Genomic DNA, 7,090 nt, shown 5'->3' on the forward strand with positions numbered 1-7,090 from the left:
ATGATTACTATTCCAGCACAGCGCATAGCAAATTTTGTTCTTGATATTGCTACTTATCTTATTGCATCTGGAGCCCACTGCGGACGTGTAAATAGAAATATTAACCGCATGGCGAATGTATGGAACTTCGAAGTGCATCTTCACCTTACTTTTAAAGGTGTACTTACCACTGTAATAGATAAAAGCAACCCTACCAATGTAGTAACAAGATATAGGGAAACGCCAACACATAATATCCACCTAGATATTTTATCTAAAATTTCAGCTTTATCATGGCGAGTACATGACGAAAAGCTCGACATCAAAAAAGTAGAAGATCTATTTCAAGATATTACTACATTAAAAGCTTATAATACGTTTACGGTTGCCATAGCTATTGCTACTTCTTGTGCTGGCTTATGCCTATTCTCTTTCGGAGATTACCTCAATGCTCTAGTGGCTTTTGGAGCTGCTTTTCTGGGGTATTTAGTTCGATCCTTTATGGCTAAGAAGAAGTACAATACGATTATACATATTACAGCGGCAGCATTTGTAACCACCCTCGTTACAGGTCTTGCGGCAAAGTTTAATGTAGGAAGATCTCCTGAAGCTGCTATAGCGACAGCTGTATTATATTTGATACCTGGTGTACCACTCATCAATTCAGTTATAGACCTTATAGAGGGATACATTTCATCTTCTATAAATAGAATGCTGTTTAGTGGGTTTATACTTCTATGCATTGCTGCAGGAATGACCCTCTGCATTACACTTATTGGTATTCAGAACTTCTAAAATAACAAAATAATGGAACTCACTATTCTTGATATATTACGTGATTTTGGAATTGCCTTTACAGTAGGTTTTTGTTGGGCTATTCTATTTGGAACGTCTCGAAAAGTACTTTATGTGGCAGGGCTACTAGGCGGAATGGGGCATGCATTACGTTTTATTCTAATACAACTTCAGTTTGGGTTAATCTCATCTACCCTAGCAGCCTCGGTACTTATTGGCTTTATAGGTATATTTGCAGCACGTTGTGTTGATCATCCTCCTGTCGTATTTACGATGCCAGCATGTATCACTATGATTCCTGGAATGTACGCTTATCGCACTATGATTGCTGGCATTAAGAGTACTGATTATAATTATCTTCTCAACGATTCGACTATTCTCCCCGAGATGGTTCACAATTTTATGCTTACTGTTTCTCTGCTTTTTACTCTTGCTATAGGCATAAGTATTAGTGTTTTATTATTCAGAAAAGAGAGTTCTAGAGATGTATTTAGAAATATTATAAGCAATAAAAAGGAGTAATACTATTAGTATTTAATTTTGTCCACACATCCCATCCAGCATAGCTTTCGGCAACTAGACGCGTGTTTTACATACTTAGAGAGTAAAACACTTACAATACAAAATCATGAGATCCAATTCTAAGAATAAACAACTCGACTTGTTTCAAGATTCGGAATTCATTTCATCCGAAGAAAAACATCTTGAAGCATTAATTACCCAATATAATCACGCTGCTTTATTTAATAAGTTAGCTAAGTCCACTTTTAGAAGTAAATTTCACCTCACTGTAAAGGATAAAATTTATATTCACGATAAAGGTTTAGTGACCATACAGAAACATGCAAGCGACTTTATCGCAAAAAGACTAGCTCCAGCTATAATACCTAATGATGGAAAACAAACCCCCATGCATGGACACCCCGTTTTTATGGCACAACATGCCACTGGATGCTGCTGCCGAGGATGTCTTTATAAATGGCATCAGATTCTATCGGGTAGAATTCTATCTGCTCAAGAGCAAGAATACATCGTAAGTGTTATTATAACTTGGATTAAACGCAATAGCTAACTCTTTTCATCTAGACAAAACCTGGTATAAAAAGACTCGTTTAACATCTCCTTTACAAAACTACTTATCAATACATTCCAACAAGAAATTTGAATACGACTCATTCTTCAGTAGTAATTATGATCTCTTGAGACTCTGGGCTACCCAGATCACCTTTAAATCTTGCATTATTCACACTCTCTAATTCATTGAAAACATTATAGCTTCTATCAACAGCTTTTCTTAAATTTAGTCCAGGAGCATTTGTACCTATCTTATGTAGTTTAGGCATATTAATTGTATAATTTGTATTTCTAAAGATGGCAGGAAAACTCTGCACTCTTCCATTTTTCATACTTACTTTATAATTGGGGTCCACTATATAATAGTAGTAGTACATATATCCATTATATTCATAAAGAATCTTATCTTTCTTTTTTATCAAATTTTGATCAGACCAGTTAGGTTTAGCTTTGCTATGTACTAAATAGTTATAATATGAGTTACCCGCTTCTTGGAAGGATACAAAATCAGACAACCCTCTTTCTCTCACTCTTATTATTATGGCAGTAACACACCCTCGATATGCTTCATAGTCATTCGAGTTCTCGTTATATACAGTTCCTATATTTTCAGGTAAATAATAAGAGTATTTTTCAAAGTTCTCTCCTATATGTTTATGTGTACCCCCTATAGTTGTTTGATTATTTTGAAAATACACATAATCATTTAAGGTTTTATTCCAGTAGTTCTTAGATTCTGAAATATTTTTTATGTAGGCACCTTTGTGAGGACTAATAGGAAATAATTTATTATTAGTCATTTGAATATAATTGGGCCATAAGTACAATTTCTTAGGAATATTTACAAGTCCTAAATTAGCAGTTCGGAAAGAAACAACGGGCATTTTATTATATTCGCTGTCACTTAATATAGGCCTTATCACTACTTTCCCAGGGTAATTTGGTGGCACAAGTGGATTAACATTTTGAAAACTTATTTTAGATAATATTCTGCCTAAGGGTATAACTACAGTCTCTTCGGCCCCCACCTCTATGGTAGGATAAAGATTTTCTAAGGTCACAGATTTACCTTTTGGTATGATATTGGTCAATACTTTCTCCAAACCACCTGGATCTTTTAGGTATCCTTCCTTGAACTCAAGTGTTTCCAACCATGGAGTTTCCGACTTTTCAATTATTTGTTTTATATCATCAGTTGGATTTGCAAGAACTAAAGCTAAATATTTACCTTCCTTTGCTTTCAGATTTATTTTTAAATATCTGATGGTTACGCCTCCAATAGTAGCTAATTCTGAATCTATATTACTTTCATCAAAATAAACTCGTTCTACAAGCTTCATATTCCACGCATCATCTCTACTTACCAAAAAAAAGAATCCATCTTTTATAGATGCTGAACTTCTAGTAGAAATAGGCAAAGGCGAAATATCCAACACAATATGAACAAAATGAGAAGTAACTCCAGGCTTAATCACCTCTGGTTTATTAGGCACAAAGTAAGGTCCGGTATCTCCACAAGACACAACAAATAATAAAGATAAAATAAGTGATAAATAGGATGTTACTGTTTTCATAATTTCAAGCTTTAGCTATAGTTTTTATTACTACTGGATTTATAATAAGTTGTAAATCACTATTTTTGATATAAAATCTATTAATAAGACAAACGAAGTATTAATAAAATTCTTATTGTTTTCAGAATGTACTTGTATGACACTCAATATTAAAACAGTATCATTCAAAATTAATAATCACATTTATCCATGGCTGTATATGAACTTCTATATTTGTGATAGCTTCACGAATATCTGAATCTTCATCTGGTGTAGGTAAATCCTCAAAAGGTTTTATTCCTCCTAGATTATCAATAGCCTTAATGGTTAGTATATAAGCTGTATTTCTTACCACTCCATAATGTGGTTGACCACTACTCAAAGGTAAATTAGGTTCTCGAAGATAGAATGTATAAAACATACCCTGAGGGTATTGAATAATATCTTCTGAATCCTTTTCTACATCAGAGGGAATTCCGCCATATAACTTATAAGAATCTCCTTTCTTTTTGGCATATAGAGAAACATCATTGCCACCTTTTCTTCCCAAAACTCGAATCAAAACGCCTGTAGCTTGTCCTTGGGTTGGTTTGCCTATTGAGGATTGGTAATAAGGACTGTTTTCTGGTATAATTTTAACCCTATCACTAAACAATCTCATTATATTACTCCATTCTTCATCGTAATAAACATCCCATCCATTTCTCTTTTTAATAAAAGAAGAACTTAATTTTTTAATGACTATATCACTTTCATCTGTATACTTTAGATGTTTGAAAACATAATCACCTAAATATAAATTAAATGTGGCAAAATCTTTATAGACTAAGGATAGCCCCTCTTCTAATTCTAAAGAAGTGGGTAAAGGATGCTCATTATTAATCTGAACACAAGCCATCAACCGATCCAACCCAACCTCTAATTCAATATTTTCGAGCTTTGAATCTTCTGTTATAACAAAACTATATTGATCTAAAAAGCCCTCTATATCATTACTTATATAAGTAGAAGAATTACTCATAGGGAACTGACCTGATTGCGGATAGGTATCCATGTAATCGGACTCATAAAGATAAAAGTGGCTGACATTGAACTTTCCTGAGGCATCAAATAAGTTGGATATTTGCTCTTGTATATTCTGTTTTAAATAGCTCGTATTAGCAAATGTTACTACGTAGTAAGTCCCAACTCCCAACAAGTCTGCATCCAAATACAAAAAGATTTCACTCATGGGCTTATCATAAGTTTTAGAAAAATAAGGCATATTATCTTCACGACAATTCACATAGACTCCATTTTCCTTTTTCAATAAATAAACTTCTATCTCTGATATTTTATCATCCCCTTCTAAAATTGGCTTTTCTAGGATTCGATGGTTCTGTGAGTTTATTCCTAAAGAAGTACCTATATGTAGTCTTATATAGGCAGATTCTTCTTTATTAGAAGGGTGCCTCTCCTCTACAATATGGCGTGAACAAGCTACTGCTCCTATCAAAATTAATCCAAGGGTAAAGAAATGTTTTAAATACTTCATCATATTATTTTTCTTCTTTGCCCGGATGTCAGCTACTACTGTATCCGAATGTTATTACTCCTTAAAATCATACATACAGTTTAATATCTAGTTTAAAGAAATCTATTCAAATTCTCTTGTTTACTTCTTGCTACTCTACTTATTAAAGCATGACCAATTCTATTTATTGATTCATTAGACCTCATTCACAAACTTTTATTTTAAACTATGATTGTACAGAAATATAAATATAGTTTTTTTTAAATAGGAGTAGTTCATCTGTTTTTTATTGAAGAAAAAGAATAGAATTCAATTGAATAAATGCAACAAGATATCAACTCTTAAAAGCTGACATCCTCTATTATAAAGGAACTAGAGCGTTCTTTTTATTCTTTGACTATTAAAAATAAGAACAACAAATAAGATATTTTATTTAATCTATTTATTACAAGTAGATTACATAGTTATAAAGATTTTCAATGATTTCTTATCCACTCATTGTTTAGTTTACGTATATCTAGTTCCTTTTTCAACTTCTTAGGAGAGTACGCTTCACCCCCCTACAATAAAATAGGCTATCTAAGAATAATAGACAGCCTACTTTATTTCTCCAGAAGTTTTTTAGAAATGTTTTTATGTATTAAAAAGAAATCAAAGACTTAGTTGGTTCAATATTCTCACTCTTTTAACTCTTTTATGTCTTCCAGTACCTCATCAATTCGCCTCAAGTTTGCTTTTTCTATTAAAAAACCTCGGATAACGGCTCCGATCATAAGAGTAGAAGAAAGAAGTATAATAGGAATATTCCAACTATAGCCACTTGCTATTAAAATAGTCCACACAATTAACGCTATCGCTGGAGCAATTAAAATACTGGTTCTCAATGTATGAGCTTTCTTATACTTCGCTACTTTTTCAATAGCACTAGTCATACTCAAGTTAGGCAAATTACGTGGATCTAATATTCTATAGCATAGGGTATCTAAGCCCAATTGTACAAGAGCTATGATGCCCATCAAAAGGACAAACCCCCAATGAAAATGGAGCTTAAAAAATAGAATGGCTAATAGAGGAACAACAAGAATGGTAATTCCAAGCTGTATTCGGTATCTCTTTTCAACATACGACAACTTTTCATGCATAGACTCTCTGAGAATCTTTTCATTGATAATTTTTTGCTTATTGAGTTTTTCGCTTATTAGATTAAACTGTTCTTTCAGTTTTTGCAAGTCTAATGATTCTACATTTTGTGTCATAATAAAGATTTTAATGGTTGGACATAGATTTTAATTGCTCTTTTATTCGGAACAAACGGGTGGTAACATTGGAAAGAGATATACCGACAATATTCGCGATCTCTTGATAAGTTACATTCTCCAGCCAAAGAAGAACTATTGCCCTATCAAAGACATCTAAGCGGTTAATCCTATCATAAAGTAATTGAATCTGTTTACTTTCAACATCAGTATCTTTGTATAAATCGATATTGACTGAAAGAGGAATTGTCTGTACACTACGCTTCTTCTTTCGTTCTTGATTGTAACAAGAGTTTAAGCTAACACGCCAAACCCAAGTTTTCAAACTACTTTCGCTACGGAATTTTTCAAAACCTCTCCATAAGTTTATAAGAACCTCTTGGTAAAGATCATTGATTTCATCTGTATTTTTAGAGAAAAAATAGCACACTGTATATATCGTCTGCTTATATTCTCTAACCATTTTGGTAAATTCCAATTCAATATTATCCATCCTTATTCATTCTGTTATCTACTTTATTAGACACGGAGTTTCTGAAATCCTTTCAGATTACCTCATTTATTTACATACATTAACAAATATAGACGAAAAGGGAATGCTATTCACTCAATATCATCTCAAAAGAATCAATTAGCATTATGTCACAAATAGGTTAGCTTACTCTAAGCTATTCCTTAAATAAATAATCCGAGATAACTTCACTAAAAGTTATCTCGGATTATTTATTTCAATTCTTTCTTAGCACATTCAATTTGCAATTGCCGAAACCATCCATTGAGGTAGGGGTAATGTATTTACCATTCCTGAATTTATAGAAGAGAAAGACCATGAATCCCAACTGTTTGGTGTAAGATATCGACCCCCTGCCATAACACCAGAATAATCGAATTTTTCTGGAACACTCTCTCCATCATCTCCC

The 7,090-nt window shown here is 33.0% G+C and carries 7 protein-coding genes; 3 read left to right on the forward strand and 4 right to left on the reverse strand.

Annotated features, from left to right (window positions below; all coding sequences use genetic code 11):
- The 3 genes from K8V80_RS03570 to K8V80_RS03580 all read left to right on the forward strand — a co-directional run.
- Nucleotides 1-774 (forward strand): threonine/serine ThrE exporter family protein (locus K8V80_RS03570; RefSeq protein WP_276775499.1); only part of this gene is annotated, 774 nt, incomplete at its 5' end.
- A 12-nt stretch (nucleotides 775-786) separates the two neighbouring features.
- Complete coding sequence (locus K8V80_RS03575) at nucleotides 787-1,296, forward strand: threonine/serine exporter family protein (RefSeq protein WP_276775501.1); 510 nt, start codon at nucleotides 787-789, stop codon at nucleotides 1,294-1,296.
- A 106-nt stretch (nucleotides 1,297-1,402) separates the two neighbouring features.
- Nucleotides 1,403-1,846: a DUF4186 domain-containing protein gene (locus K8V80_RS03580; RefSeq protein ID WP_276775503.1), complete on the forward strand. Its 444-nt coding sequence runs from the start codon at nucleotides 1,403-1,405 to the stop codon at nucleotides 1,844-1,846.
- A gap of 100 nt (nucleotides 1,847-1,946) precedes the next feature.
- On the opposite strand, the gene K8V80_RS03585 is transcribed toward K8V80_RS03580, so the two are convergent.
- The 4 genes from K8V80_RS03585 to K8V80_RS03600 form a co-directional block, all read right to left on the reverse strand.
- A complete protein-coding gene (locus K8V80_RS03585) occupies nucleotides 1,947-3,422 on the reverse strand; it encodes a hypothetical protein (RefSeq protein ID WP_276775505.1) in 1,476 nt (491 codons plus the stop codon).
- Nucleotides 3,423-3,582: 160 nt separating this feature from the next.
- On the reverse strand, nucleotides 3,583-4,938 hold the full coding sequence (locus K8V80_RS03590) for a fimbria major subunit (protein ID WP_276775507.1): 1,356 nt from the start codon (nucleotides 4,936-4,938) through the stop codon (nucleotides 3,583-3,585).
- Between the two features lie 653 nt (nucleotides 4,939-5,591).
- Nucleotides 5,592-6,170 carry a hypothetical protein gene (locus K8V80_RS03595; RefSeq protein ID WP_276775508.1) on the reverse strand — a complete coding sequence of 193 codons (579 nt, stop codon included), beginning with the start codon at nucleotides 6,168-6,170 and terminating at the stop codon, nucleotides 5,592-5,594.
- A gap of 10 nt (nucleotides 6,171-6,180) precedes the next feature.
- Entirely contained in the window at nucleotides 6,181-6,663 is a 483-nt protein-coding gene (locus tag K8V80_RS03600; RefSeq protein ID WP_276775510.1) for an RNA polymerase sigma factor, read from the reverse strand.
- Between the last annotated feature and the right edge of the window lie 427 nt (nucleotides 6,664-7,090).

This window comes from Bacteroides coprosuis (assembly GCF_020741705.1).
GTDB lineage: Bacteria > Bacteroidota > Bacteroidia > Bacteroidales > Bacteroidaceae > Bacteroides_E > Bacteroides_E coprosuis.